The organism is Bacillus sp. 2205SS5-2 (assembly GCF_037024155.1).
Lineage (GTDB): Bacteria > Bacillota > Bacilli > Bacillales > Bacillaceae_K > Bacillus_CI.
This window is the reverse complement of sequence record NZ_JAYKTS010000004.1, coordinates 1-25175: the sequence shown is the minus strand read 5'-3', so window position 1 is coordinate 25175 and position 25175 is coordinate 1. Positions and strand designations below refer to the sequence as shown.

At 38.0% G+C, this 25175-nt stretch carries 28 protein-coding genes and 1 pseudogene; 23 read left to right on the top strand and 6 right to left on the bottom strand.

What is annotated here, in order from left to right:
- Positions 1-11 precede the first annotated feature (11 nt).
- Positions 12-149 carry a small, acid-soluble spore protein L gene (locus U8D43_RS03760; protein ID WP_335869650.1) on the bottom strand — a complete coding sequence of 46 codons (138 nt, stop codon included), beginning with the start codon at positions 147-149 and terminating at the stop codon, positions 12-14.
- Positions 150-373: 224 nt separating this feature from the next.
- On the opposite strand from U8D43_RS03760, the gene U8D43_RS03755 reads away from it, so the two are divergent.
- Both U8D43_RS03755 and U8D43_RS03750 read left to right on the top strand, forming a co-directional pair.
- Positions 374-856 carry a divergent PAP2 family protein gene (locus U8D43_RS03755; RefSeq protein ID WP_335869649.1) on the top strand — a complete coding sequence of 161 codons (483 nt, stop codon included), beginning with the start codon at positions 374-376 and terminating at the stop codon, positions 854-856.
- A gap of 35 nt (positions 857-891) precedes the next feature.
- On the top strand, positions 892-1170 hold the full coding sequence (locus U8D43_RS03750; RefSeq protein WP_335869648.1) for a DUF6123 family protein: 279 nt from the start codon (positions 892-894) through the stop codon (positions 1168-1170).
- 855 nt (positions 1171-2025) lie between these two features.
- Here U8D43_RS03750 and U8D43_RS03745 read toward each other — a convergent pair.
- From U8D43_RS03745 to U8D43_RS03735, 3 genes are read right to left on the bottom strand one after another with little or no spacing between them, the layout of a single operon-like run.
- Positions 2026-2949: a DMT family transporter gene (locus U8D43_RS03745; protein WP_335869647.1), complete on the bottom strand. Its 924-nt coding sequence runs from the start codon at positions 2947-2949 to the stop codon at positions 2026-2028.
- A complete protein-coding gene (locus U8D43_RS03740; RefSeq protein ID WP_335869646.1) occupies positions 2946-3350 on the bottom strand; it encodes a reverse transcriptase-like protein in 405 nt (134 codons plus the stop codon). Before U8D43_RS03740 ends, U8D43_RS03745 begins: the two co-directional genes overlap by 4 nt.
- Before the next feature lie 45 nt (positions 3351-3395).
- Positions 3396-4067 (bottom strand): queuosine precursor transporter, encoded by a 672-nt coding sequence (locus U8D43_RS03735; protein ID WP_335869645.1) that lies wholly within the window; start codon positions 4065-4067, stop codon positions 3396-3398.
- 92 nt (positions 4068-4159) lie between these two features.
- Between U8D43_RS03735 and U8D43_RS03730 the strand changes: the two genes are divergently transcribed.
- The gene (locus U8D43_RS03730; RefSeq protein WP_335869644.1) at positions 4160-4816 is read left to right on the top strand and encodes a reverse transcriptase-like protein; all 657 of its coding nucleotides are present in this window, start codon (positions 4160-4162) and stop codon (positions 4814-4816) included.
- Between the two features lie 22 nt (positions 4817-4838).
- Positions 4839-5018, top strand: coding sequence for a zinc-finger domain-containing protein (locus U8D43_RS03725; RefSeq protein ID WP_335869643.1), 180 nt, complete (start codon positions 4839-4841; stop codon positions 5016-5018).
- A 131-nt stretch (positions 5019-5149) separates the two neighbouring features.
- Here the strand turns inward: U8D43_RS03725 and cspD are convergent, their stop codons facing one another.
- Positions 5150-5350: a cold-shock protein CspD gene (gene cspD, locus U8D43_RS03720; protein WP_335869851.1), complete on the bottom strand. Its 201-nt coding sequence runs from the start codon at positions 5348-5350 to the stop codon at positions 5150-5152.
- A gap of 401 nt (positions 5351-5751) precedes the next feature.
- Between cspD and U8D43_RS03715 the strand changes: the two genes are divergently transcribed.
- From U8D43_RS03715 to U8D43_RS03675, 9 genes are all read left to right on the top strand, one after another.
- Positions 5752-6684: a metal ABC transporter solute-binding protein, Zn/Mn family gene (locus U8D43_RS03715; RefSeq protein WP_335869641.1), complete on the top strand. Its 933-nt coding sequence runs from the start codon at positions 5752-5754 to the stop codon at positions 6682-6684.
- A gap of 11 nt (positions 6685-6695) precedes the next feature.
- Positions 6696-7439 (top strand): metal ABC transporter ATP-binding protein, encoded by a 744-nt coding sequence (locus tag U8D43_RS03710; protein ID WP_335869639.1) that lies wholly within the window; start codon positions 6696-6698, stop codon positions 7437-7439.
- A 12-nt stretch (positions 7440-7451) separates the two neighbouring features.
- Positions 7452-8732, top strand: coding sequence for a metal ABC transporter permease (locus tag U8D43_RS03705; RefSeq protein WP_335869638.1), 1281 nt, complete (start codon positions 7452-7454; stop codon positions 8730-8732).
- 3 nt (positions 8733-8735) lie between these two features.
- Complete coding sequence (locus U8D43_RS03700) at positions 8736-9632, top strand: metal ABC transporter permease (RefSeq protein ID WP_335869637.1); 897 nt, start codon at positions 8736-8738, stop codon at positions 9630-9632.
- Between the two features lie 78 nt (positions 9633-9710).
- A complete protein-coding gene (gene mntR / locus U8D43_RS03695) occupies positions 9711-10139 on the top strand; it encodes a transcriptional regulator MntR (RefSeq protein WP_335869636.1) in 429 nt (142 codons plus the stop codon).
- A 139-nt stretch (positions 10140-10278) separates the two neighbouring features.
- Positions 10279-11541 (top strand): aminopeptidase, encoded by a 1263-nt coding sequence (locus U8D43_RS03690; RefSeq protein WP_335869635.1) that lies wholly within the window; start codon positions 10279-10281, stop codon positions 11539-11541.
- An 807-nt stretch (positions 11542-12348) separates the two neighbouring features.
- Positions 12349-12555: a helix-turn-helix transcriptional regulator gene (locus U8D43_RS03685; RefSeq protein ID WP_335869634.1), complete on the top strand. Its 207-nt coding sequence runs from the start codon at positions 12349-12351 to the stop codon at positions 12553-12555.
- On the top strand, positions 12552-13019 hold the full coding sequence (locus tag U8D43_RS03680) for a hypothetical protein (RefSeq protein WP_335869633.1): 468 nt from the start codon (positions 12552-12554) through the stop codon (positions 13017-13019). Before U8D43_RS03685 ends, U8D43_RS03680 begins: the two co-directional genes overlap by 4 nt.
- 406 nt (positions 13020-13425) lie before the next feature.
- Positions 13426-14628 (top strand): alanyl-tRNA editing protein, encoded by a 1203-nt coding sequence (locus U8D43_RS03675; RefSeq protein WP_335869632.1) that lies wholly within the window; start codon positions 13426-13428, stop codon positions 14626-14628.
- A gap of 465 nt (positions 14629-15093) precedes the next feature.
- Here the strand turns inward: U8D43_RS03675 and U8D43_RS03670 are convergent, their stop codons facing one another.
- Positions 15094-15312, bottom strand: a complete 219-nt coding sequence (locus U8D43_RS03670; RefSeq protein WP_335869631.1) for a DUF3892 domain-containing protein — start codon at positions 15310-15312, stop codon at positions 15094-15096.
- A 103-nt stretch (positions 15313-15415) separates the two neighbouring features.
- Here U8D43_RS03670 and U8D43_RS03665 point away from each other — a divergent pair, with 103 nt between their 5' ends.
- The 10 genes and pseudogenes from U8D43_RS03665 (at position 15416) to U8D43_RS03620 (ending at position 24949) form a co-directional block, all read left to right on the top strand.
- Positions 15416-16108 carry a class I SAM-dependent methyltransferase gene (locus tag U8D43_RS03665; protein ID WP_335869630.1) on the top strand — a complete coding sequence of 231 codons (693 nt, stop codon included), beginning with the start codon at positions 15416-15418 and terminating at the stop codon, positions 16106-16108.
- Positions 16101-16796, top strand: a complete 696-nt coding sequence (locus tag U8D43_RS03660; protein WP_335869629.1) for an AIM24 family protein — start codon at positions 16101-16103, stop codon at positions 16794-16796. The genes U8D43_RS03665 and U8D43_RS03660 overlap by 8 nt, the downstream gene beginning before the upstream one ends.
- A gap of 144 nt (positions 16797-16940) precedes the next feature.
- Positions 16941-17147, top strand: a pseudogene (locus U8D43_RS03655) (aldo/keto reductase); the annotation flags it as partial.
- A 293-nt stretch (positions 17148-17440) separates the two neighbouring features.
- On the top strand, positions 17441-19126 hold the full coding sequence (locus U8D43_RS03650; RefSeq protein WP_335869628.1) for a formate--tetrahydrofolate ligase: 1686 nt from the start codon (positions 17441-17443) through the stop codon (positions 19124-19126).
- 13 nt (positions 19127-19139) lie between these two features.
- Positions 19140-19631 carry a hypothetical protein gene (locus tag U8D43_RS03645; protein WP_335869627.1) on the top strand — a complete coding sequence of 164 codons (492 nt, stop codon included), beginning with the start codon at positions 19140-19142 and terminating at the stop codon, positions 19629-19631.
- A gap of 55 nt (positions 19632-19686) precedes the next feature.
- Positions 19687-20535 carry a DegV family protein gene (locus tag U8D43_RS03640; protein WP_335869626.1) on the top strand — a complete coding sequence of 283 codons (849 nt, stop codon included), beginning with the start codon at positions 19687-19689 and terminating at the stop codon, positions 20533-20535.
- A 255-nt stretch (positions 20536-20790) separates the two neighbouring features.
- The gene (locus tag U8D43_RS03635; protein WP_335869625.1) at positions 20791-21426 is read left to right on the top strand and encodes an HD domain-containing protein; all 636 of its coding nucleotides are present in this window, start codon (positions 20791-20793) and stop codon (positions 21424-21426) included.
- Entirely contained in the window at positions 21423-23315 is a 1893-nt protein-coding gene (locus tag U8D43_RS03630; protein ID WP_335869624.1) for an ABC-F family ATP-binding cassette domain-containing protein, read from the top strand. Before U8D43_RS03635 ends, U8D43_RS03630 begins: the two co-directional genes overlap by 4 nt.
- A gap of 72 nt (positions 23316-23387) precedes the next feature.
- The gene (locus U8D43_RS03625) at positions 23388-24503 is read left to right on the top strand and encodes a conserved virulence factor C family protein (protein WP_335869623.1); all 1116 of its coding nucleotides are present in this window, start codon (positions 23388-23390) and stop codon (positions 24501-24503) included.
- 11 nt (positions 24504-24514) lie between these two features.
- Positions 24515-24949: a BrxA/BrxB family bacilliredoxin gene (locus U8D43_RS03620; RefSeq protein WP_335869622.1), complete on the top strand. Its 435-nt coding sequence runs from the start codon at positions 24515-24517 to the stop codon at positions 24947-24949.
- Positions 24950-25175 lie beyond the last annotated feature (226 nt).

The window sequence follows — 25175 nt, the reverse complement described above, 5'->3', positions numbered from 1 at the left end:
TTTTTACTGATTTATTTTGTATTTTTCTTTTTAGCCTTTTTTTCCAACTGAGATGAGATTTCATTTCCGAATTCAACATCAGGTCCTTGTCCTTCTGGGTTGACACTTTGCCCTATTAGGCCACGGTTTTTATTTTGGTTTTTGCTCACTTAAGATCACCTCCGGTTTTAAAAGGTAAGAAAAAAGAATAGACTGGTTTTCACCATCGATTCAAGGTCATAAGGCTACCACTGATATGAGGAAACAAACGTGACAGGGCAGTCATCAAGTATGTCGCCGAGATATGTGTGCCTTACGCCTCTCTTATGATGCTCAATGGTGATGAATTTCATTACACGAGCAGGAGAGACTAAAACTGTGGAGGTGATTGTATTTGAATCGAGGAGTGTTTATCGCTTTGCTGAGCATTGGAATGGCTCAAGCCATGAAAATTCCATTGTATTTTCTGAAAACAAATAAATGGAAACCACAACTATTTTTTCAAACAGGAGGAATGCCGAGCTCTCATTCAGCAGGGGTTTCGTCATTAACGACTTTTATTGCCTTAAAAAGAGGCGTTTCAACGATTGACTTTGCCCTATCGCTAGTATTCGGCTTGATTGTTATGTACGATGCCCAGGGAATCCGAAGGCAGGCGGGTGAGTTAACTTTAAAAGTCAATAGTTTAGATGAACTAGTCCGTAAAGCTCACCAACAAGAAAGCATTGAGTTTAAACAAAAACCACCAACTAAACTAAAAGAAATGCTTGGACACCAACCTTCAGAGGTCATTGGAGGTGCATTATTTGGCATCATCACGGGAATTACTTCCTTTATTCTACAGAAAAATGTAGGCAAACGTAATTGGTTTATGTAGAATTAAATTGATTAATGTCGAATAGGTGATGTAGGTTGGTAACAAGAGTAAGGACGATTGAGGAATATTTGATGTATTTAGAAGATAAGGGATTTAAGTTTTCTGAAGATGCGGTTGGTTTTATTTTTTTCGGAAAGAAATTGACTGAAGCTCCTGATATATTGGTCAATGTTGCTATTGAAGTGACACTTAAGGTCAAACAGGGTTTTGATGGAAGTTTCTATGTGTCACTTTTGGAAGAGTTCCATGGAAATCAATTCTCTACACGATATCAAGCTCTACAATATGCTGAAGAAAAAGGTATACTAACGTAAAAGCCAGGCGGAATGCCTGGCTTTTACGTGTTTTTTCTATTTGTCTATATAGTTTGAACCTAAGTTATTTTTTTGATAGTGCTTTGTTAATTTGGGCTGTTAATTTCCACTCCAATTAATTTAGTATATAAATCAACCATAAGCTTGAACAGAACCATTGTTTTAGAAGGATTTTCATTTATCTCACGTCGAATGGATCAACGCTATCAGACCAGTCATTGGCTTCTGTTGGAAAGTACGTTCAACAGAAGCCAATGACTGTCAACCTTAATCAATACATAGCTAGAGAAGTCCATGAGTCCTTAAAAAAGTAAGGGAGTCTATCCGACTGGAAACATCGTGATGAATGGACTGGGACAACCCAAGGAGTCAACTGTTTTTGAGTGAGTTCTATAGATTAATTTATATAAATCATATTAATCGAAAAGCGAAAATTGGTTATTATGTGTTTGATGAGGGTAAATTGGTAGGTCCTGAATCAGTTTTGTGTGATTATCTTGCATTCGAGTCTTTCATTAATTTGCCCAATTGCTGAACAAGATTGAGATCTCCTATGTCGATGCAATATCTCTTTTTATATCTCTAATATTGGTTCTTTTCTTTTACATTGTGACTATTTCATCTATTTTATTGAATCCGCCATTTCACTATTAATTTCCATCAAAACTAGACGGAATAATGCCGGAACAAAGCTATATCTAGATTATAAATTGATACGAAAATCCATAACTTTTGCTAAAACAGCCTTAATATTTGAGTAATTATCAACTTTACTAATCAATATAGTTTTGTGTGTAGTTTCACTACATTCTGGTTTTTTTAGGGGAAAGGGCCTAATATAAATCGGAATTTTTCTTAAGAAGAGAAAAAATTGTCTCTTCGGTGTAGCCATGATTTGCTCTTCGGCTTTATTTCAACAATCATCATCCCAAAGAAAATGAATAGACAACCGATTATTTGCTTGGCCGATAAGACTTCTCCAATTAAGAGAAAGGATGAAAGTGCTGCAAATACGGGCTCCATCGCAAATATTACAGCTACTCTGGTTGAAGAAGTAAATTGTTGTGCCCATGTTTGAAGAAAAAAGGCTGCTGCCGTTGCAAAAAGGGCTGTGATCAGAATGCCTGAGAACACTTCTGGTTGTTTAAGGACGTCCACGTTCCGTAGTAATGAACTATCTTCGAATAGCAACATACTCACGAATGAAAAAAGACTTGCTGAAAGCAGTTGGATAGCTGCCAATAATAGGGCAGAATGGATTGCAGCAAATCTATCTGTTAGAAATATGTGCGCGGCAAACGCAACTGCACATCCTAATACAAGAATATCACCTAGCTGGACTTGATTGGAAGAGATGGCGGCTAGAAGGTATAACCCAACTGCCGCAAAGAACGCGCCACATATCGCAAATAAACTGGGCCGCTTCTTTGAAAATGATAGAGCGAGGAACGGGACTATCACTACATTTAAGCCCGTAATAAATCCTGCTCGAGCGGGAGTGGTATGCAATAGTCCTATCGTCTGTAGTCCGAATCCAAGAAATAGAAAGAATCCTAACACAATTCCCGGAAACAAGATAGAGTAATCAAAAGAGCGAGAACGCCTTCCAAATAAGTAAAGCAAAAACAACAGAAGTCCAGCTAGAAAAAAGCGGAGAAAATTAAAGGAGAAAGGGGGAAGGATAGAAACGGCTTGCTGAACGAGTACAAAGGTACTTCCCCATACAAATGCGACTAATAATAGACCAGTTGATGCGATAAGAGTCCGGTTTTTATTCACATAATATCTCCTTCATTTAATTGGACGATTGCTTTGCGAGCTAGTGCATCTGCGACAGAGTTCTCAGAAGAAGGAATCCATTTAATAAAGTACAATTCATGTCGAGTTAACAGCTCCTGAATCTCAACAAATATTCTACGATATTGCTCACGTTTAACGAATCCCTTTTCAACTGCATTCACTAGAGCCTGTGAATCAGAACGAAACGAAACCATTTCAAAGTTAAGATCTTCACATTTTCTTAGAGCATACAAGAAAGACAGAAATTCAGCTTCATGATTATTTTTCATACCAAGAGGAATGGAATAACTCTCTGCTTTTCCTGTATATTTAATGTGAATTCCTGCACCGCTTGGTCCTGGATTTCCTGCACTTGCACCATCTATATATACTTCCACCATCTCCAAAACACTCCTTTTCGATGAATTGTAGAGCGAACAAAATCCTTATTTTGGAAAACGTCTGGCGATATATCCGAAAGGAGTGTCAAGAAGAGAGACGATCCATTTTAAAATATAAGTAGTAATGAAAATCTCTATCCAAATCTCCATTGGGAAAGCTCCGAGAAAGGCAACCGAAGTAAAGACGAGTGTGTCTAACAGCTGACTAATCATCGTCGATCCATTGTTCCGAATCCAAAATTGAGAATCCTTCGGGAATTTTTTCTTTAAAAGAGTGAAAAGATAAACATCAGAATGTTGGCTGACTAAGTAGGCAGCTAGGCTTCCTAATGCGATCCGGGGAAGAAGTCCAAAAATTGTTTCGAGCGACTCTTGTGCAATGTCGTTTGGATGAGGTTGGAAAATAATGGACATTTGCATAATGACGGTCATCGCCACTAACGTAAAAAACCCTAACCAAACAGCTTTTTGTGCTTCTTTTTTACCGTATCTCTCATTTAAAATATCCGTTACAAGAAAAACAGTTCCATACATTGTATTACCAAGTGTAGCGGTTAATCCAAAAATTTCAATCGTTTTGACTACTTGGATATTTGCCAGTATGGTGGAGATGCCAATCCATACAAACAGACCAGTTTTGCCAAATATACGGTACATTAGTAAAACCAATGCAAAATTAACTAAAACAAATAAAATTCCAAACCATTCGTTATACATACTGATCCTCCAAAAATACTGATTAAAAATACAACGATTATTATATCGACAAAACGAGCATTTCTCAACTAGTTATTGAAGGAGGAAAAATGATGAAAATGAAAGTGATTTTCAATTATGTAGGGAAAGGGCTAGAAGGAACAACATTTGAATCTGATTGGGTGTTACGGCATAACGTGCAGCCTCTCATAAGTGATCTTGAAAAGTCAGGTAAATCAAAGAACATTATGATTGTAGATGAGCTCGGGGCTGAGTGGTCAAAAAAAGAGTATATGAAGTTAAACCAACAGCTTGAAACAGAACCTGAAAATGTCATTCTCTATTTTGATGGAGGTTTTCATAAAGAGACGAATGTGGCAGGAATCGGTGTTGTTGTGTATTATGATAAAAATGGAGAATCCTATCGTTACCGGAGAAACAATCGTTTAGAAAGTATTCAACATAATAATGAAGCTGAGTACGCTGCTCTTTTTGAAGCCCTGATGTCATTGGAGGATATTGGTGTACAGCATACGGTTTGTGAAATTAAAGGAGATGCTCAGGGCTTAATTAAGCAACTACAGGGGGAGTGGCCCTGTTACGAAGCAACACTCAACCGGTGGTTAGATCGCATTGAAGAGAAAATTAACAACCTCCCGGTTCGAGCAAGTTATTCTGTGATAAAACGAAATCAAAACAAAGAAGCCCATCAGCTAGCGTCTCAAGCTTTAGAAGGCAAAGAGATACATAGTCATAAAAAACAACTTTAGGTATAAGGAAGTGAAAGGGAAATTGAAACGAAAAACAGCAATCATAGAAGCTGATAATTTAATGGATACTTATTGCGAAGGCTGTTGGTTAAAGCGTGAGTTTCGAAAGGAAAAAGGGAAAACAGAGGCACATCGTTTTTGTATTGGTCAGTGTACCATTGGGGCTCAACTACAGGAATTAGGAAAGAAAATTAGTCAATGAACCATATAATGGACAATTTCAAAAAGATTGGTGTTAATTGGTGCCAGTAGAACACTAATGAGCCCCAAGAGGAATAAAAAGGGAAGATTCTATAGAATCTTCCCTTTAATGTCTAGTATATAATACATTTATTATATTTTTACTACGTTAGAAGCTTGAGGTCCTCGATTTCCTTCAACGATTTCAAAAGAAACTTCTTGTCCTTCTTCCAATGATTTGTACCCGTCTCCTTCGATTGCTGAAAAGTGAACGAATACATCTTCTCCATTTTCTACTTCAATAAATCCGAAACCTTTTTCATTATTAAACCACTTTACTTTTCCATTTTGCATCATTCTGATTCCTCCTACACCCTAATAAGCAACGAATGCTCATGAAGAAAATTTTTCGAAGGGACAATATGATCCTCGAATAATTAAATGTGTTTCGAAAGCGTTATTTGACTACTTTAAATATACAATAATTGCGAATAATGCGTCAAGAAGTGGAATTGATTTTATTTTCAAAATAGTAAATTATAAATAAAAATAGATGAAATTAAAATTTATAGTTGACAAAAAGTTTCGTTTGGCTTTAAAATTTGCATTAAGGCAAAACTTAGTCCTGAATAAAAAAATGTAAAGTATGTGCAAAAAATGGTCACGATTAGGTCGAATATAGAATACAAAAGTAGGGAAGATTTTTTGTGGGCGAATTTGCACATGGTCAGATTTTACAATAGGAGGAAATGGATATGAAGAAGATGAACTTAGTTGGTTTGATGATGTTATTACTTGGAGGTTTATTCCTTTCAGGGTGTGGAGTGGATTCAACAGATTCAAAGGATGGCAGTAAAATAAAGGTCGTAACGACGATAGGTCAAATTGCGGATGCAACTCGCTATATTGGTGGAGAATTTGTTAGTGTTGAAAGCTTAATGGGACCTGGCGTTGATCCCCACTTATATAAAGCCACGCAAAGTGATATTGGAAAATTGCAAAATGCAGAAATTATTTTTTATAACGGATTACATTTAGAAGGTAAAATGTTAGAAATCTTTGAAAAAATGAATGAAACAAAACCAACAATCGCCATTGCAGATAACATTTCAGATGAAGCTTTACGAAGTGACGTGGTAGATGTGAGCATTACTGATCCTCATATTTGGTTTGACATTGATCTATGGACGACAGCTTTAGAAGAAGTAACTAGAGGTTTGAGTGAATTAGACCCGGAGAACAAGGAGTATTATGAAAAAAATGCCGAGGAGTATTTTGCTCAATTGTCTGAATTAAAACAATATGCTAAAGAGCAAATCGCGACGATTCCTGTTGAACAACGTGTGCTTGTAACGGCTCATGATGCCTTTAATTACTTTGGGGCAGCTTATGATATGGAAGTGAAAGGTCTTCAAGGACTAAGCACAGATTCAGAGTACGGATTAGGTGACGTTCAATCGCTTGTTGAAATCTTAGTTGCAAGACAAATCAACGCAGTGTTTGTTGAATCGAGTATTTCAGAAAAATCGATAAATGCTGTTATTGAAGGTGCAAAAGATAAAGGGCATAATGTAGTGATCGGTGGAGAACTCTTTTCAGATGCCATGGGAGCGGAAGGCACTAAAGAAGGAACGTATATAGGGATGTACCGTCACAATGTTGATACAATTGTGAACGCATTAAAATAGAGGTGAAAATGATGAATGCAATTGAAGTGAAAGATTTAACGGTAGCTTACCATAAGAAGCCAGTGTTAATGGATGTAGAGTTCCAAGCTCCAAACGGGTGCTTAATGGGGATCGTCGGTCCGAATGGCGCAGGTAAATCGACCTTAATCAAAGCTGTCTTAGGGTTAATACCTAAAGCATCGGGTGAGGTGAAAATTCTTGGAGAAAAATATTCTCCTAAAGCGAAAAAAGTGGGATATGTCCCCCAACGTGGAACGGTAGATTGGGATTTTCCTACGAATGCCTTAGATGTAGTTTTGATGGGAAGATACGGTCATGTTGGTTGGTTCAAACGACCGTCAAAGCATGATGTCAAGATTGCAATATCTTGTTTGGAAAAGGTCGGGATGAAAGAATATGCCTCTAGACAAATCAGTCAATTATCTGGTGGACAGCAGCAACGTGTTTTCTTGGCACGAGCACTTGCTCAAGATGCTGAAGTGTATTTCATGGATGAACCATTTGTCGGAGTAGACGCAGCGACAGAAAAAGCGATTATCATGTTATTAAATGAATTAAAAAGCAACGGAAAAACGGTGTTAGTGGTTCATCATGATTTGCAAACCGTCAAAGAGTATTTTGATTGGTTGCTTCTTTTAAACAAAAAAACCATTGCGATTGGGAAAACAGAAGACGTTTTCACAATGGAAAAATTACAACAAACCTACGGTGGGCGTCTAGCATTCTTAGAACAACAAATGCTCATCCAACCATAAGAGGTGTATAAAATGGAACAAATGTGGAATTCAATACTAAATGATGCGAATACCCAATGGGTTTTGTTGAGTACCCTTCTGCTCGGGACGGCAAGTGGAGTATTAGGAAGTTTTGCTCTTTTACGTAAACAAAGCTTAATCGGGGATGCAGTAGCTCATGCCGCACTGCCAGGGATCTGTATCGCATTCTTATTAGTAGGAGAAAAAGATTTTATCGTGTTATTAGCCGGAGCAGCAACTACAGGATTATTGGCTGCTTACTGTATACAATTTATTTCATCTTATTCAAGAATTAAAGAAGATACAGCTATTGGTCTGGTTCTCTCTGTCTTTTTTGGGGCAGGAATTATGTTATTGACGAAAGTAGCTCAATCTCCTTCAGGGAATAAAAGTGGCTTAGACAGTTTCATTTTTGGGCAGGCGGCTTCACTTGTCGGAACGGATGTGAAAATCATGGCTTTTACTGCTTTGATATTAATTGGGGTTACCTTCCTGCTATTTAAAGAATTCAAGGTATCAACATTTGATCCTCAATTTGCAAAGGGAATCGGCTTGCCTACACCTCTACTGAATTTGCTTTTCATTTCTTTACTCGTACTTACCGTTGTAATTGGTATCCAGGCAGTAGGAGTGATTATGATGGCGGCGCTATTGATTACACCTTCGATAGCTGCTCGATATTGGACGGATTCTCTGGGTATTATGGTTGTCGTATCAGGCTTAATTGGAGCGATTTCTGGTGTCTCAGGTACCTTAATTAGTACCTTAGGTAAAGGTTTGTCAACAGGTCCATTTATAGTCTTATCTGCCACCATGATTTTCTTATTCTCCCTCCTCTTTGCTCCTGAAAGAGGGTTAGTATCGAAGTGGTTAAAGCGGATAAAAAATGATCAAATTATAAATGAAAAAAGTTTATTGCTTAAATTTGAACAAAGTAATCAGTTCGGAATTTCAAAAGAGCAGGTGCTCCATTCATCCTCAATTTCTGTTGGGAAAGCGTTACGCTATCTTAAGGGATTCGAACAGCGAGGATGGCTTCTTAATCAGAAGGGCATCTATAGATTGACAACAGATGGTGAGGAAGTAATTAAGCAAACCATCCTGCTTAACCATATGGTCGAATTACGTGAAATGTATCCGAATGAATTAGCGGATGTGTCCTTCCCAGCATTTGAAGATGGGAAAATTGAAAAGATGAATAATGAAGAAGCTCAAACTTTGCATCAGAAAATGCTTGATCTACAACAGCGCTATAAAATCCAGCCAGTTGTAGACATGAAGAGAGGAGGATAAAAGATGACGTATGAAGCTTGGATTATCTTAACCGGTTGCCTTGTTGGCATTTCTTGTGGAATGATTGGATGCTTTTTGATTTTAAGAAAAATGTCCATGTTGGCTGATGCCATTAGCCATACCGTTTTATTAGGTATGGTGCTTGCGTTCCTAGTTAGCCAAAGTTTAAATGGTTTCTATATGCTAATTGGTGCGGCAATAGCTGGATTATTTACGACCTTATTAGTTCAGTTATTTCAGTCAAGTGGCATTCAAGAGGATGCATCCATTGGTGTTGTTTTCACATCATTGTTCGCAGTTGGCGTCATCTTGATTTCTCTCTACGCAGGAAACGTACATTTAGATGTTGAGCATGCATTGATGGGTGAAATTGCATTTATCCCGTGGAATACCATGTCATTACCGTTTCTCGGGGATGTACCCAAATCTGTGGTCATGATTTCTTCTATTTTAATCGTCAATATCATTATTATTTTCTTCCTGTATAAAGAATTTAAATTGACGAGTTTTGATGCAAGTATGGCTGCAGCAATGGGGATACCGGTTTTATTGATTCACTACGTTTTGATGGGTGTGGTGTCAGTAACAACGGTTTCAGCATTTGATAGTGTTGGTGCCATTCTGGTTGTAGCAATGTTGATTGCTCCAGGAGCAACCGCGTATTTATTAACCGACCGTTTTAGCGTCATGCTGTTCTTGAGTGCTTTTATCGGTTGCGTTGATTCAATATTAGGATATTTTTTAGCGGTGTATTTAGATGTTTCGATATCTGGGGCGATGGCCGTGATGGCCGGAGTTGTGTTTGCCATAGCGTTTATCTTTGCTCCGCAACACGGGTTGCTGGCAAAAAGTAATCTTAAAACGAAGAGTCGATTAGATTCAACTTCAGAAGGTGTTTAAATAGGCTTTCCTTGTTTAATTTTTGAACGTATAGTAAAATTTTCATGACGCGTGGAAAAACGTATGGGAGGGATCGGCATGCCAACACCAAGTATGGAAGATTATATTGAACAAATTTATCTTTTAATTGAGAACAAAGGCTATGCACGAGTCTCGGACATTGCCCAATCACTCTCTGTTCACCCTTCCTCCGTAACGAAAATGGTGCAAAAATTAGATAAGGACGATTATTTAATTTACGAACGATATCGTGGTCTTATTTTAACGCAAAAAGGGAAAAAGGTCGGTAAGCGCTTAGTGTATCGACATGACCTATTAGAACAATTTTTACGAATTATCGGCGTTAAAGAGGAAAATATTTACGAGGATGTCGAAGGGATTGAACACCATTTAAGTTGGGATTCGATTGATCGAATTGGAGATATGGTCCAATTTTTTGAAGACGATTCAGAGAGAGTTGAAGCATTGAAATTGATTCAACAGCAGAATGAAGAAAACGAAGAATAACCGTATAGCAACGGTTATTTTTTTAGTGATTATCGTGTCAATATGAAAATCTTCTGTGAATTATTTTGCATTAGTTAAAGGATTTTTTGATAAAACGTAGTATGTACATAATATCTACAAAAAAAGGAGTGAGATTCAAATGAACGATTTTGATGTAAAATTAAATCGCTATGCAGATTTAATTATTGAGGTAGGTTTAAACATTCAACCAGGGCAGAAGTTGATTATTAATTCTCCTGTATCTGCAGTGGACTTTGTCAGGATAGTTACTGAAAAAGCATACAAAGCAGGTACTTCAAGAGTATTAGTGCAATATTTTGATGAAATCGTCGGTAAATTAACCCTTGAACTAGCGACAGAGGAAGGATTAGAGGATTTTCCAACCTGGATTCCCCGTGGGTATGAAGAGATGGCCGAAGAGAATGTAGCATTTTTAAATTTAAATGCACCGAACCCAACCCTTCTAAAAGATGTAGACCCAAATCGAGTAGCAATATCGAATAAAGCACAAGGGATGGCATTTAGAGGATTTCAACAATATATTGTTGGAGGAAAAATCAGCTGGTTAATAGCAGCCATTCCAACTATGGAATGGGCAGAAACAGTCTTTCCAAAAGAACGACCAGAAACGGCGTTATCAAAGCTATGGGACAACATCTTTTACACGACCAGAGTGGACCAAGAGCGACCAGTTGAATTATGGAAGGAACATATCGGTCAACTAAATCATCATGCGGCGGTTCTGAACGAGAAAGACATTCAAAAACTCCACTACAAAGGTCCTGGAACGGATTTGACCATCGAGTTTGATTCTCGAAGCCAATGGATTAGTGCAGGCTTTCAAAACGAAAAAGGGATAGATTTTGTTCCGAATTTACCAACAGAAGAGGTTTTTACGATTCCAGTAAGGACCGGGGTCAACGGGATTGTCCAAAGCACAAAGCCGTTGAATTATAGTGGGAATTTAATTAAGGATTTTTCACTGACGTTTAAGGACGGAAAAGTGGTCGATTTTCAAGCAAAAGAAGGTTATGAAACGTTAAAGAAACTGCTTGATACGGATGATGGTGCCTGTTATTTAGGAGAAGTGGCCTTGGTACCGCATGATTCGCCGATTTCTAATACCAATCTCGTGTTTAATAATACGTTATTTGACGAAAATGCTTCTTGCCATTTAGCGTTAGGCAACGCCCTTAATATTTGTGTGAAAGATGAAAGCAATCAAGCGCCGGAACTATTAGAAGAGATGGGATTTAATACGAGTATCACTCATGTTGACTTTATGATTGGGAGTGCGGAACTAAATATCGATGCAATAAAGAAAGATGGCACGACAGAACCTATCTTTCGAAATGGAAATTGGGCGAGCAATTTAATACCTGCATCATCTGTCAAAAAATAAAAAAAAGAGCAGGAATACAAAACGTTAGGTAGTTCAGATAACGTGGAGAAACGATAGAATTAACTTAGGAAACCGAGTATAAAATCGCAAAGATTTTATACTCGGTTTTTTATTGTTATAAAAAGGTGAATGTATAAAGCGTGCAGTATATGAAGAAGGATATGTTACAAGAAGTTGCTCTCTTTTAGGGTATATTATAGTTGACCTCGATGAAAACCCAAACTGGGATGAAAATACCCCCTATCCAAAAGTAGGCTATCAAGTTTTTTATCGAATGGACATCAACCATTTACTTGATTTTAAAGCAAAGTATGAGTCAGGAGAAAGAATTCTTATAAATCCAAGTGAAGTAACAGAATACTATCAATGTTCGAACGAGCTGTACAAAAAAATACTTGATTTTTCTGTCAGGAAAAGGTGACCAATCTGAAATTAAAAGGGACTTTAATGGGATCAACTCCCCTGAAAAAGACAAGCTCAGAGAAATAAATCTGAGCTTTTTGCAGCCTATTTCATGTGTGGTTTAACCTGTTAATTCCAATGTTATTCAGATTGTTATTTAATGTTATCTCCACAATAACTGACCTATTTAACAAAACGTAATCCTTCTTTTTTTATAGCTAAAGCAGTATTTGTAACTGTACATATTCGTTTAAATGGTTAGGTTCCTCTGAGAATTACATTATATTGAAACCATCTATTGTGGATAACATTAGTAAAAATAATGCGGCGTTAATGTAAAGTAAACTTGACAAAAAGTATAGTAGACATTACAATAAAAATGAAAATATTGGAAGGTGATGCGATTTGGTTTTGAAGAACCGGGTGAAGGAATTAAGAGCAAAGCATAATCTCACTCAAAGTAATTTGGCTGATAAAGTAGAGGTAACACGACAAACCATCATAGCATTAGAGAAAGGCAGTTATATCCCTTCTTTACTACTGGCTATGAAAATCGCTCAAACATTTCAGCTACCAGTCGAAGAAATCTTTTATATGGGGGAAGTAAAATGAATTATTATCGCAATTTAGTGCTTACTATCGCTATTCTTTTGATTTTCGGTTGGTGCATGAGCTCTCTTTACTCAGCTTATCTCGGCTTCGCTGAAATTATTAAAGATCCTGATCCTCCTTGGATTGTGGAAATAAATGTATTTCCTATATTTTTAATGCTTTTAATTGCAGGAATCATGCCTGTCATCCTATTGAAGAAGAAGAAAAAAACGAATTCCTGGTCTAAAGCGTTATTATTGCCAATCGAATTTGAAGAATGTGATGAACGTGAAAAGCAGATTACTGCCCAGGCTTGTCGATCTTCCTATATTAGTATGTGGTATATATTCCCAGTCCTAACAGCCTTACTTCTCCTCTATCCTTTTGTGTCAGACTGGATCCCTTACTTCCCAGTCCTTGTTTTTCTCTTGTTTCCATTGACTCAAATTCTTGCTTATTTTTTTACACTAAAGCGCTATTATTAAGTCAAATGGGTGAAAGAGGTTCTTGGGATAAGAGTATTATTTGGGCCGGAACTAGTTAGTTAAATAGATAGGTTTTGGGATGTTTTTCATCTGTTTTGAACGAAGTCAATAGCAATAATATATACGAAAGAGCAATTGATAAAAGCCACTTCTTTAAGAAGTGGCTTTTATCGTTCGTTTGTTGAAGGTAATCTGGAGAAGACGATCTTCAATGACATGATGGAATGAGTAGTAAATGAAAAGTAGATAAAATCATTCATAGTGTGGAGTTTTTTAGAGGCACTAGAAGATTCAGGAAATTGCTACGATCCAAAATGATGAAGTGAAATAAAATGCTTCATTTATTCTCTATTCGGTTGTATGGTAAAGTAAATGGCAGATAGGAACAAAGGAGAGAAAATAAAACATGACGAATAGAATTTACTATGATGATCCATATGCTATTAATATGACAACAGCGATAGTTAAACAGCAGCAAGATGAAAGCGGTCATTGGTATGTCGTGTTGGCTGATACCTTGTATTACCCGACAGGCGGAGGGCAGCCACATGATGTAGGAACACTGAATGAAAAAAGAGTAGTAGCTGTAGAAGAAATTAAGGGAGAAATCCGCCATTACATAGAAGAACCTTTTTATGATGATCGTATTGAAGTAAAGGTAGCGATTGATTGGAACAGACGATTTGATCATATGCAACAGCATGCAGGACAACATATTTTGTCGGCAGCCTTTGAGGAAGCTTTTCACTATGAAACAATTAGCTTTCACCTTGGTAAGGAAACACTTACGGTTGACCTAAACATCGAAAAGCTTTCGGGAGATGAAGTTCATAAGGCAGAAGCAATTGCAAATGCCATTATTCAAGAAGGTCGGATCATCGAGACAAAGTGGATATCAAAAGATGATCTTCGTCTTTACCCTCTTCGCAAAGCCCCTTCTGTACAAAATGATATTCGGTTAGTGATAATTCCAGAGTTTGATTATAACGGATGTGGAGGGACTCATCCCCGCTCAACTAGTGAGGTGGGTAGTATTAAAATACTGGATTGGGAAAAGCATAAACAACATATTCGTTTGGAGTTTGTATGTGGAAATCGAGTACTGGATCAACTAGAGAAGAAGCATCAAACCTTGCGAGGCTTAACAAGCTTGCTTCAAGCACCTGAACCACAAATGAACGAAAAAGTGAAACAACTATTTGAAAAACTACATGATCAAGAAAAACACATCGGTACGCTTCAACAGCAATTGCTCCATGATGAGGCGCGGGATCTATGGTATAAAGGCTCACTATACACAAACTATAAATTGGTCAAAAGCGGGTATCAAAATCGAACAATTCAAGAGCTTCAAAAACTTGCCATAAAAATAGTAAGCGAACATGAAGAAACTCTCGTACTCTTCGTTGTGCAAAATGGACAAAAACTTCAGTTTGTTGTTGCAAAAGGAGAAAAAGTCTCAACCAATATTAAGGGTGCAACGAAAAGAGTTATGCCATTAATTAACGGTAAGGGCGGCGGGAAAGACACGTTTATTCAAGGAGGGGGAGAAGCTATTATCAGTGTATCTCAGTTGCTAGATCAACTTGAGGAAGAGATTTTAGCTTAAAAAAAGAGGAAGACATACTAAGTGAAACGATCGTCACAATCATCATTAGGAATAAAAAAGAGAGACTGCTGGCTCTCTTTATTAAAGGCTATTTGTCCAAGCTTGTAGCTTTTTGGATAGCGATAAAACCCTAGAAATGTATGACTTCGTGTTCTTTGCCTAATGAGAAAGTTTTGTTTTCTAAAGGCTCTATTCGCATACATTGTGGCTATTTCATCTAATTTTTGATTAAATCGCCCATTTCACTGTTGATTCCCATCAAAAATAGACGAAATGATACCCGAAACAAAGCGATATCACCATTTATAGACTGGTTCGAAAAGCAACAAAGTATACGAAAAGAGCCTTGCAAATACAGCCATTATATAAAGCTCTTTTAATATGATTCCTGTGTCTGGTGGTATTCGGTGGGGGACATAAGCCTTTTGCTTTTCACATTCTTCAGGGAAGGGTTTATATTAGCTATTAAAAAATATCAGGATAGCTGTCAAAAGTTGCATCCCCATCAATAGCAGAACTTAATTGTTCGTAATCATCGTTATACTCATGAACCATCATTCCGCTTATTTCCCCATTCTTTACTGCTTGAACTGCTTTTCGGTAGGAGATGATTCGCCCGGTAGATGTTTGAAAGCTTAAGATAGTCCCATCTTGAGTACGATGCACGCGTTCGATATACTCCATCGCTTTTCATCCTTTCTCGCTTTTATTGTTATTAACAGTATGGACAAGAATTCTTTGATATACTTATTGTGAGAGTAAATAATTAAAAAAGTAGGTGAGTACAGTGGAAAATCAATGGCATGACAAAGCAAAGAGCAAATGGGACGATACTGCTGATTCTTGGCATAGTCGAACGACGTCGATGTGGGAAAAGGGGAGTCGAAAGGATATTATTCCCTTTTTCACCAAGCACATTTCTGCGGAATCTCATGTTGTTGATCTTGGATGCGGAGATGGGTACGGATCCTATCTACTATATAAGAATGGATACAGCGTCGTTGGCATGGATTTATCCGACCAAATGGTTTCACTGGCAAAGAAGAATGAAACTGAAGGTCTATCCTTTTTGCAGGGTGATTTAGCCGCGTTGCCGTTTCAAAACTATCAATTTAATGCAGCAATGGCGATTAATTCTTTAGAATGGACGAAGGATCCTCTTCATTCCCTACGTGAAATTCACCGAATATTGCATCCAGATGGAAGCCTATTATTAGGGATTTTAGGTCCAACTGCTCATCCACGCTCGAATAGCTTACCTCGTTTAAGAGGAGAGGAAGTTATTTGCAATACTATGATGCCGTGGGAATGTAAGCAGCTTGCAGAGGAAGAAGGCTTTACGCTCAAAGGTGAAGCTTGGGTGTGGAAAGAAAGTGTCCCAAAACAAGTACGTGAGATGGATATGCCAGCAGAACTAAAACAAGCATTAACATTTATGACACTATTATTATTTCAAAAAGGAGTGATTGGAAATGGATAATCGTTTTTCTGTCCAAGAATTTATTCAAAAAACTAAGCAGGAGGACAAAGGGCAGGGTTTGTTTGAATTAGAAACCGAGCGAATTTTAGAGATCAATTTAAACGGCGATATTTGGGCTAAAGCAGGTGGGATGATTTCATACCGAGGAAATATAAAATTTGTTCGTGAGGGTATACTTGAACATGGAGTTGGGAAGTTCTTTAAAAAAGCACTAACGGGTGAAGGTACTTCTTTAATGAAAGCATCAGGAAATGGGAAGCTGTATGTTGCCGACCAAGGAAAGAAAATTTCGATCATTAACTTGAATGGTGATTCCATTTTTGTAAATGGCAATGATTTATTGGCATTTGAACCAAGCTTGAATTGGGATATTAAATTAATGAAAAAAGTGGCTGGTATGTTAGCGGGTGGTCTGTTTAATGTTCATATCGAGGGTCAAGGAATGGTCGCGATCACTTCACATTATGAACCACTGACATTATTAGTCGAGCCAGGAAGTCCTGTATATACGGATCCAAATGCAACTGTTGCATGGTCTGGTAATTTGCAGCCAGAATTTGTAACGGATGTTTCGCTAAAATCCTTTTTCGGTCGTGGAAGTGGAGAGTCGGTCCAAATGAAATTTGAAGGCTCTGGTTATGTAGTTGTCCAACCATTTGAAGAAGTTTATTATTCCCCGCAGCAGTAAGTGAAATTTTCCCTTTCAAATCTTCTATGGGAAGATATTCTTGATTAACTCTTTTCGTATTCATTGTGGTGATTACATCTGATTTTTGATTGAAATCGCCCATTTCACTGTTAATTTCCATTAAAAATTGACGGATTTGCGGTGAAGCAACAAATATCAACAGCTCAAATCATCGTTTGTTGGGATTTGCAAAATGATACTATTTCTATACCAAAGTCAGTTAAAGAACATCGAATCATCAGCAACAGTGAAGTGTTTGATTTTGAACTTTCTCCAGAAGAGATGGAGCAAATCAATGGATTAAACGAAGAGAAACGAGTAGGATCTGATCTAAATAATTTTGATTTTTAATTTGCGCTCTAAAAAGCAATCCTTTTGAATTCAAAAGTGATTGCTTTTTAGGTATGGCTGTTTTCTCAGCAATATTTCCTGTTGATAAAATGAATTTCCAAGTATTTTTTCATAATTATTCGAAAGAATGGACTGAAAAATGAAGGATTTCATTAAATCTTGAATTTAATAGCTACCATGGATCCGAAAAGAGCTAAGCTAAAAGACAAAACATAATTTGAAATGAATTTGGCGTGAAGATGTCCTAAAGCGTAGTATAATATTAGCAGACAAAATATTTAGGAGGAACAATCATGACTAGTCGTACGAAAATACCGTCAGACATAGACATCGCGCAGAAATCCACTCTAAAACCGATAGTTGATATTGCAGAAACACTTGGATTATCAGAAAATGATTTGGAGCTCTTCGGTAAGTTTAAAGCGAAGATTACATATGACAAATTAAAAAAATTGCGAACAAAAAAAGAGGGAGATGTTATTTTAGTAACAGCGATTAATCCAACTCCAGCGGGTGAAGGGAAATCTACAGTAACTGTTGGGTTGGGAGATGCTTTTACACGATTAGGAAAGAAAACAGTCATTGCTATGCGTGAACCTTCCTTAGGGCCAGTCTTGGGGGTCAAAGGAGGAGCGACAGGTGGTGGATACTCACAGGTGTTGCCCATGGATGAAATAAATTTACATTTTACGGGCGATCTCCACGCGATCACAACAGCAAATAATGCGCTCGCTGCTCTGATCGATAATCATATTCATCAAGGGAATTTATTGAATATTGATCCAAGACGAATTCAGTGGAAACGTGCGATTGATATGAATGATCGTGCATTGCGAAATGTGGTTATTGGCTTAGGTGGACCGGCTCAGGGAGTGCCACGCGAAGAAGGATTTGATATTTCCGTAGCCTCTGAAATTATGGCTATCCTTTGTTTAGCGACAGACTTGAATGATTTAAAGAATAGAATAGGTAAAATAGTAATTGGCTATACGTATGAAAAACAACCTGTTTCTGTGAAGAATTTAGGAGTTGAAGGGGCATTAACGCTGTTGTTAAAGGATGCACTGAAACCGAATCTGGTTCAAACCATCGCTCATACACCAGCACTTATTCATGGGGGTCCATTTGCTAATATTGCTCATGGCTGTAATTCGGTAATGGCGACAAAAGCTGCAGCTATGCTAGGGGAAATCGTTGTAACAGAGGCGGGTTTTGGTGCCGACCTTGGTGCCGAAAAGTTTCTTCACATAAAAACACCAATTAGTCATATAAAGCCAAAAGCAGTGGTAATCGTGGCAACGATTCGAGCATTAAAAATGCACGGTGGAATCGCAAAGGATGCGCTAATAGAACCAAATGTGGAGGCACTTCACCGAGGCTTAAACAATCTAGAAAAGCATATTGATACTATGGAACAATTTCATCTTCCGTTTGTCGTTGCGATAAACAAATTCATTACTGATTCTGATGAGGAAGTCAATGTATTGAAAAAATGGTGCAAACAAAAAACGATACCATTTGCTTTAACTGAAGTGTGGGAAAAAGGTGGAGCAGGAGGAGAAGAACTAGCAAAAATTTTGTTAAAAGAAATGCAAGCAACGAAAGAGTTCACCCCCCTTTATGAGGTAACGAGTTCCATTGAAGAGAAAATCGAGAGCATCGCGAAAAAAGTGTACGGAGCTTCAAGCGTGGAATTCTCTCAAAAAGCGAAAAATAGTTTATTAGAAGCGAATGAGCACGGGTGGGGAGAGCTTCCAATTTGCATGGCGAAAACACAGTATTCTTTGTCTCATGACCCTAAGCTTCTCGGACGACCAGAATCCTTTGTGCTCTATATTCGTGATCTAGTGCCAAGAGTAGGAGCTGGATTTCTTATCGCATTAACGGGCGATGTGATGACGATGCCTGGTTTACCGAAGGAACCGGCAGCGTATCACATGGACGTGGATGCGGCTGGAAAAGCCCAAGGGCTGTTCTAGGAGGAGAGTGAAAATGTTTGATCCAACCTCATTTGATAATTTAAAGGTAGTTTTAGAAGGGTTCGTTTATGAGGCAGATTTACTTGGAGATATCGTGATTGAAAGTCGACATGATATGGTCGATTTAGCGGCAATGTCAAGAGAGTATAGTCTTTCTTTTCGAACGTCGTCAGAAGCTTCTTTTACTGCTAAGATCATGTTGAATTCGTCTATGAGAATGCTATCTTCTGAATTGATTAGCCTACCGAGTAGACCAATCGGGGCTTATGTTCGAATCTGTTTTTATTCAAGCGCTTCTTTAGACGTTAGTGTGAAAACAGAGGATATATTGCATCAGTTCTTTGGAGAAAACCGAGTGTTTGAAGTGATTGATACACACTCATCGATACACGGAAAAAGTGTTTCATGGGAATATAGCTTTCCTGAACCAATGAAGGAAGAACAAGTTGATGACCTCCAAGAGCTCGTTACAGTTTGCATTGGAGCGCTAGAAAAGCTCAATTGACACATTCATAACCCCCTTTTCTCTGTAATACATATAGAAGGAAGGGGGGATTTTTTTGAGGATTGCGTGGGTGACAGACAGCTCTGTTCATCAAGAAAAACCTATCGAGGATGTGTTTGTTGTTCCGTTGTCTCTTTATGTGAAAGAAAAGCTATACTTGGATGGAATCAATATAAGCCATGAAGAAATTTATCACTTTTTAAAAGATGAGACGGAAGATTTAAAAACCTCACAACCTTCTATTGGTGCATTTGTCGATGTTTACCGTGATTGCGAAAAGCATTATGATCATATAATATCCATTCACCTTTCCGGAAAACTGAGTGGAACGTTATCATCCGCTCGCCAAGCTGAGGCATTTGTGAACATCCCTATCACATTTATCGACTCACAAATTTTATCTTATCCACTTCTCGATTTAATTTTATATGGAAAATACCTCCATTTAAATGGTGCAACCGTTCAGGAGATTGAGGAAGAACTTGAAAAAAGAATCCCCTTAAACCAAACATATGTGATGGTTGGAAATTTGAATCAGTTGAATAAAAGTGGTCGAATCAAGGGGGTATCCTATCTTCTAGGAAGCGTTCTTAAAATAAAGCCGGTTTTTTCGATTCAGGATGGTATTGTTACGATTAAAGAACGGGTAAGAAGCAAGAAAAAAGGATTTCAACGCATGATTTCCTATTTAAATAAGGCGTTAGAAGAGCATTTTATTCATCGTGCCTGGGTTTTTCATGGTCGAAATCAAAAAGAAGCACAAGAGTGGAAAGAATCGCTTTCCGAACAATATCCTGGCATTGCATTTGAAACCTGTCCTATCGGCACCATTATCTCGGTTCATGTAGGGGAAGAGATAATTGGAATTAGTTGGTATAACCAAGGAGAGTCAATGATTCATTGACTCTTTTGATTTGCAATGAGGAATTATTCGTTTAGTATAATAGGAGAAGACTGAATAAAAAAATACTTGTTTTTTGGAGAAGCTATTGAACCTTGAAAGATCTAATGTTGTGGTTTTCTTCTTTCAATAGAATCGATGTATCTAACCTTATTTTGACATTGGGACAAAATACTTACTCCCAGTTTATTCAGGATGTCAGAAGTAACCATCAAAAAGAAACAGCTTATAAGGTAGATATGGAAAAGGTGGACTTATATGAGTGTGTCTTCAGTAGAAAAATTCGTCAAGAATGTGTTAGGAAAGGATTCATCGGGTCATGATTGGTATCATATTGATCGAGTTCGAAACAACGCAATGGCGATTAGGCAACTTGAAATGCAAGGAAGTGCCGTTATCATTGAATATGCTTCTTTGCTTCATGATGTGGCGGATAAAAAATTAGTGAGTAAAATCGAAGGAGAAAAACTCCTTTCTCAAGGATTGGCTTTGACCGATTTACCTATCGAAGATCAAAATCATATTAGAGCCATCGTGTTGAATGTTTCATTCAATGGTGGTCATGAAACGGAAATGACATCAATAGAAGGGAAAATTGTAAGAGATGCAGATAGACTTGACGCCCTAGGTGCGATTGGCATTGCGAGAACTTTTGCCTATGGAGGAAAAAAAGGACGACCTCTTTATGACCCTGCCGAAGAAGTACGGGAGAATATGACGGAAGAACAATACAGAACGGAAAACACTTCCAGCGTACATCATTTTTACGAAAAATTATTTAAACTAAGAGAACTTATGACGACAGAGACCGGAAAAAAAATGGCTGAAGAGCGTCATGTGTTTATGGAACAATTTATACATAGATTTCATGAAGAATGGAAGGGAACAAAATGAAAGTTTTACAAGCAGAAAGCATCACTAAATCATACGGTGAAAAGACTTTGTTTCAGGATATCTCCTTTACCATTGCTGAGAAGCAACGTGTGGGGCTAATTGGAATCAATGGAACAGGGAAATCGAGTTTATTGAAGCTCGTTGCAGACATTGATATGCCAGACATTGGCACTTTCCTCACACCTAAAGAGTATAGCCTTGCTTATTTAGATCAAGATCCAGTGTTGAACCAGAACCTCACTGTACTTCAGCAGGTTTTTCAAAGCGATGCGACGATTGTTGTTTTGATGAGAAGCTATGAAGAAGCGCTTCAAAATCTTGAAAAAGACCCATCAAATGATACGTATCAACAAAGATTGTTTCAAGTGCAAAAAGAGATGGATCAGAATCAAGCTTGGGAAGCGAGTGCTACGGTAAAAACGATTTTAACAAAACTTGGAATTCAATATTTTGACCAAAAAATTTCTGAACTCTCAGGTGGCCAAAAAAAACGTGTCGCCCTTGCCCAAGTTCTGGTAGAAAAACCAGATCTACTAATACTGGACGAGCCTACGAATCATCTTGATTATGAAAGTATTGATTGGTTACAAGAATTTTTAGGGAAATACCCGGGATCTGTGTTATTTGTTACTCATGACCGGTACTTCTTAGATAAAGTGGCGAATCAAATATTTGAATTAGACAAAGGGTCACTGTATACATATAAAGGGAATTATGAAGCCTTTATGGAAGCGAAGAGCGTGCGAGAAGAAAATGAGATGGCCACCCGAGAAAAGGAAAAAAACTTATATCGACGAGAGCTGGAGTGGATGCGTCGCGGAGCAAAAGCGCGGACAACGAAGCAAAAGGCCAGAATACAGCGGTTCGAACATCTAGATTCTACGCTGGCGTCTTATTCAACAGAAACCGAAATGGATATGGCGTTAAAAGGAAGTCGATTAGGCAAAAAAGTATTTGAATTAAAAGAAGTGTCTAAAACGTTTCACAATCAAGTGATTTTAGATTCATTTAGCTTTTTATTTAAGCGACAAGACCGCATCGGGATTGTTGGGAATAATGGAAGCGGAAAATCAACTTTTCTCAATATTCTTGCCGGATTGGAAGCGATTGACTCAGGAGAGGTAGATCGAGGACAAACAGTGAAGATTGCCTACTATACCCAACAACTTGATGAAATGCCACCGAATAAGCGAATGATTGATTATATCCGTGAAGAAGCGGAGATAGTCACCTTATCATCTGGAGATCAACTTTCTGTTTCTTCAATGTTAGAACGTTTCTTATTTCCGCTTTCTACTCATGGAACACCAATTCGCAAGCTCTCAGGTGGGGAAAAGCGAAGATTATATTTATTAAAGCTTTTGATGCAAAATCCAAATGTTCTCTTGCTTGATGAGCCAACGAATGACTTGGATACTCAGACATTAACAGTACTAGAAGCTTACTTAGAGGAGTTTCCTGGTGTTGTCATCACCGTCTCACATGATCGCTACTTTTTAGATAAAATCGCCAAGCAGTTGCTTGTATTTGAGGGGAATGCGAAAATTGGGTTGTATTATGGGACCTACTCAGTATATGTTGAATTTGAGCAAGGCGCTAAACAAACCAGTGAAAAACAAAAAATTATATCCAAGGTTCCTCAAGCGACGAATGAGCAAACTGTAAAAAAGAAGAAGATGACTTATAAAGAGAAAATTGAATGGGAAACGATAGATGAGATCATCGAAACGACAGAAACAAGAATAGAAGAGGTGCAGATGCAATTAGAAAAAGTGGGTAGTGATTTCGAACAAGCTCAATCGTGTATGAACGAGATAGAAGAATTAAATGACAAATTAGAAACGCTAATCGAACGATGGTCGTATCTTTCGGAGCTATCTACTTCATAAGCATATTCAACAGACTTCATCGTGTTATGTGTTAATATGAAGGGGATATCAAAGAACAAAGGGGCTGTTTAAATGAAGATAAAATTAATTGAACCAACACCAAGTCCAAACACGATGAAAATCATTCTCGACGAAGAGTTGCCAGCTGGCACTAGAGCGAACTATAAAAAAGAAAATCGAGGAGATGCCCCGCTTCTCATTTCCAATTTGCTTTTGATTGAAGGAATCAAAGGGGTATATCATGTAGCAGACTTTTTAGCACTTGAGCGTAATGCTAAATATGATTGGCAAGGTCTTCTCAGCCAAGTACGAGAAGTGTTTGGGGAAAAAGGCAATGAAGAAGGAAGTCAAACCGATTTCAATGATCATTTCGGAGAAGTTCAAGCTGAGGTGCAATTTTTTCAAAACATCCCGATGCAAATTAAATTGTCAGATGGTGAACAAGAGAAACGCTTTAGTTTACCAGATCGATTTGTAATAGCTATTCAACAAGTTCAAGGTGACAATGTCGTTACTGACCGTAAATGGAAAGATTATGGTGTACGTTATGGTGAGCTTGAACAGATTGGCGAACAAGTCATGGAAGAGCTAGAAGCAGCGTATCCAAATGAAAAGCTTGAAGCTCTGATTCACCCTACAGAAGTGGCTGAATCAGAAGTAACTTTAGCACAACAAAATATTGGTCCAGAAGATTTCAAAGTGGAGGATTGGCGTATACGTTACCGCATGCTAGATGAACTTAAATCCATTTCTGAAACGGATCTTCCTCTTCTAGAGCTTGCTTTAGCGGATGAAAAACCAGCCATTCGTCGACTAGCAGTTGTTTATTTGGGCATGATCGAAAGTAAACAAATTCTTCCATTAATTTATGAAGGACTTCATGATAAAACCGTTACCGTGAGAAGAACGGCAGGTGACTGTTTATCAGATTTAGGATTCTCAGAAGCCATTCCCGAAATGATGCAGGCTTTAAAAGATACAAGTAAGATTGTCCGCTGGCGTGCCGCAATGTATTTATATGAAGTCGGCGATGAAACGGCTTTAGATGCACTAGAGGCAGCTCAAGATGATGACGAGTTCGAAGTGAAAATGCAAATCAAAATGGCGATTGAAAGAATAAAAGGCGGAGAAGAAGCAAAAGGATCGGTTTGGAAGCAAATGACCGAATCGCGTAAAAATGAACGCTAAGGAGTGAAACTATGTCAAACGCATACGAAGAATATATGAAGCAAATAGTAGTACCAATGAGAGAAGAGTTAACAAGAGCGGGTTTTGAAGAATTAACGACTGAAGAAGAAGTGAAATCATTTATGAAGGAGGATGACAACTCAACCCTCGTTGTCATTAACTCTGTTTGTGGATGTGCAGCAGGCCTTGCTCGTCCGGCTGCAACACAAGCCGTTCTTCAAAGCAACAAACAACCCAACCGCTTGGCGACGGTGTTTGCTGGTCAAGACAAAGAAGCGACCGCAGCAATGAGAGAATTTTTCACTAATCAAGAACCTTCTTCTCCATCTATGGCGTTGCTAAAAGGAGCAGAAGTGGTTCATTTTATTCCTCGAGAAGAAATTGAAAACCATGCCCTCGAGGAGATTATTGAGAATTTAACATCCGCGTTTGAAGAACATTGTTAAAGGCTGTTTTCGCTAAGATTACTGCTTATCGAATCGGAATAGAACCCTTGAGTAGTATGACTTCGTGATCTTTTCCTAAGGTTCTTTTTATACGAAAATGGGTTTTGATGCTGATTTTGACACAAAAAAGCACCCTCCCTAAAATGGAATGACCATTTTTAAAGATTGGCTATGGCACCATTACTTGATTTAAGCTGGTTTTGATTTTTGGATATCTACCTCATAG

What these genes read in the sequence shown, in the direction of transcription:
- U8D43_RS03740 (WP_335869646.1), bottom strand. Translation starts at nt 3,350, where the DNA reads ATGGTGGAAGTATATATAGATGGTGCAAGTGCAGGAAATCCAGGACCA.
- U8D43_RS03735 (WP_335869645.1), bottom strand. Translation starts at nt 4,067, where the DNA reads ATGTATAACGAATGGTTTGGAATTTTATTTGTTTTAGTTAATTTTGCA.
- U8D43_RS03730 (WP_335869644.1), top strand. Translation starts at nt 4,160, where the DNA reads ATGAAAATGAAAGTGATTTTCAATTATGTAGGGAAAGGGCTAGAAGGA.
- cspD (WP_335869851.1), bottom strand. Translation starts at nt 5,350, where the DNA reads ATGCAAAATGGAAAAGTAAAGTGGTTTAATAATGAAAAAGGTTTCGGA.
- U8D43_RS03715 (WP_335869641.1), top strand. Translation starts at nt 5,752, where the DNA reads ATGAAGAAGATGAACTTAGTTGGTTTGATGATGTTATTACTTGGAGGT.
- U8D43_RS03710 (WP_335869639.1), top strand. Translation starts at nt 6,696, where the DNA reads ATGAATGCAATTGAAGTGAAAGATTTAACGGTAGCTTACCATAAGAAG.
- U8D43_RS03705 (WP_335869638.1), top strand. Translation starts at nt 7,452, where the DNA reads ATGGAACAAATGTGGAATTCAATACTAAATGATGCGAATACCCAATGG.
- U8D43_RS03700 (WP_335869637.1), top strand. Translation starts at nt 8,736, where the DNA reads ATGACGTATGAAGCTTGGATTATCTTAACCGGTTGCCTTGTTGGCATT.
- mntR (WP_335869636.1), top strand. Translation starts at nt 9,711, where the DNA reads ATGCCAACACCAAGTATGGAAGATTATATTGAACAAATTTATCTTTTA.
- U8D43_RS03690 (WP_335869635.1), top strand. Translation starts at nt 10,279, where the DNA reads ATGAACGATTTTGATGTAAAATTAAATCGCTATGCAGATTTAATTATT.
- U8D43_RS03680 (WP_335869633.1), top strand. Translation starts at nt 12,552, where the DNA reads ATGAATTATTATCGCAATTTAGTGCTTACTATCGCTATTCTTTTGATT.
- U8D43_RS03675 (WP_335869632.1), top strand. Translation starts at nt 13,426, where the DNA reads ATGACGAATAGAATTTACTATGATGATCCATATGCTATTAATATGACA.
- U8D43_RS03670 (WP_335869631.1), bottom strand. Translation starts at nt 15,312, where the DNA reads ATGGAGTATATCGAACGCGTGCATCGTACTCAAGATGGGACTATCTTA.
- U8D43_RS03660 (WP_335869629.1), top strand. Translation starts at nt 16,101, where the DNA reads ATGGATAATCGTTTTTCTGTCCAAGAATTTATTCAAAAAACTAAGCAG.
- U8D43_RS03650 (WP_335869628.1), top strand. Translation starts at nt 17,441, where the DNA reads ATGACTAGTCGTACGAAAATACCGTCAGACATAGACATCGCGCAGAAA.
- U8D43_RS03645 (WP_335869627.1), top strand. Translation starts at nt 19,140, where the DNA reads ATGTTTGATCCAACCTCATTTGATAATTTAAAGGTAGTTTTAGAAGGG.
- U8D43_RS03635 (WP_335869625.1), top strand. Translation starts at nt 20,791, where the DNA reads ATGAGTGTGTCTTCAGTAGAAAAATTCGTCAAGAATGTGTTAGGAAAG.
- U8D43_RS03630 (WP_335869624.1), top strand. Translation starts at nt 21,423, where the DNA reads ATGAAAGTTTTACAAGCAGAAAGCATCACTAAATCATACGGTGAAAAG.
- U8D43_RS03625 (WP_335869623.1), top strand. Translation starts at nt 23,388, where the DNA reads ATGAAGATAAAATTAATTGAACCAACACCAAGTCCAAACACGATGAAA.
- U8D43_RS03620 (WP_335869622.1), top strand. Translation starts at nt 24,515, where the DNA reads ATGTCAAACGCATACGAAGAATATATGAAGCAAATAGTAGTACCAATG.